This window comes from Bacillus cereus group sp. BfR-BA-01524, assembly GCF_022662595.1.
Taxonomy (GTDB): Bacteria; Bacillota; Bacilli; order Bacillales; family Bacillaceae_G; genus Bacillus_A; species Bacillus_A thuringiensis_S.
The window spans coordinates 1-988 of record NZ_JAKUDW010000244.1 but is presented as its reverse complement, the minus strand read 5'-3'; the positions used below and the strand labels follow the sequence as shown (position 1 = coordinate 988).

Below are 988 nucleotides of genomic sequence, written 5' to 3'. Positions count from 1 at the left end.
GAAGGGATAAGTGCTGAAAGCATCTAAGCATGAAGCCCCCCTCAAGATGAGATTTCCCATAGCGTAAGCTAGTAAGATCCCTGAAAGATGATCAGGTTGATAGGTTCGAGGTGGAAGCATGGTGACATGTGGAGCTGACGAATACTAATAGATCGAGGACTTAACCATATAATATGTAGCAATGTTATCTAGTTTTGAAGGAATATATATTTAAAATTCCTTTTGACATTCTGAAAAGAATGTGTATAATGATAAAAGTCTGGTAATGATGGCAGAGAGGTCACACCCGTTCCCATACCGAACACGGAAGTTAAGCTCTCTAGCGCCGATGGTAGTTGGGACCTTGTCCCTGTGAGAGTAGGACGTTGCCAGGCTTGTATTATTCCGCAGTAGCTCAGCGGTAGAGCTATCGGCTGTTAACCGATCGGTCGTAGGTTCGATTCCTACCTGCGGAGCCATTATGCTTCCATAGCTCAGCTGGTAGAGTACTTCCATGGTAAGGAAGAGGTCACCGGTTCAAGCCCGGTTGGAAGCTTGGAAAAAATTTTTAAATTTTTGGCCCGTTGGTCAAGTGGTTAAGACACCGCCCTTTCACGGCGGTAACACGGGTTCGAATCCCGTACGGGTCACCACTTTTGGAGGATTAGCTCAGCTGGGAGAGCACCTGCCTTACAAGCAGGGGGTCGGCGGTTCGATCCCGTCATCCTCCACCATATATGTTTAAATGTCGGAGGGGTAGCGAAGTGGCTAAACGCGGCGGACTGTAAATCCGCTCCTTCGGGTTCGGCAGTTCGAATCTGCCCCCCTCCACCATTTTCTTTAAAATAACCTGAAAGGGTTTATTTTTTTGAGAAGATAACCATACTAGTAAATATTAATGGGCTATAGCCAAGCGGTAAGGCAACGGACTTTGACTCCGTCATGCGCTGGTTCGAATCCAGCTAGCCCAGCCATTTACGAGCCATTAGCTCAGTTGGTAGAGCATCTG

General features: G+C 47.2%; 6 tRNA genes and 2 rRNA genes. All 8 read left to right on the top strand.

The window, feature by feature from the left end:
- Positions 1-168 (top strand): 23S ribosomal RNA (locus MR170_RS30790); the annotation flags it as partial.
- Positions 169-258: 90 nt separating this feature from the next.
- Positions 259-374, top strand: a 5S ribosomal RNA gene (gene rrf / locus MR170_RS30785).
- A 9-nt stretch (positions 375-383) separates the two neighbouring features.
- A tRNA-Asn gene (locus MR170_RS30780) sits at positions 384-458 on the top strand.
- A gap of 4 nt (positions 459-462) precedes the next feature.
- Positions 463-535 (top strand) — tRNA-Thr (locus MR170_RS30775).
- Between the two features lie 22 nt (positions 536-557).
- Positions 558-632, top strand: a tRNA-Glu gene (locus MR170_RS30770).
- Positions 633-637: 5 nt separating this feature from the next.
- A tRNA-Val gene (locus tag MR170_RS30765) sits at positions 638-713 on the top strand.
- A gap of 16 nt (positions 714-729) precedes the next feature.
- A tRNA-Tyr gene (locus MR170_RS30760) sits at positions 730-813 on the top strand.
- 65 nt (positions 814-878) lie between these two features.
- Positions 879-953, top strand: a tRNA-Gln gene (locus tag MR170_RS30755).
- Positions 954-988: the final 35 nt, after the last annotated feature.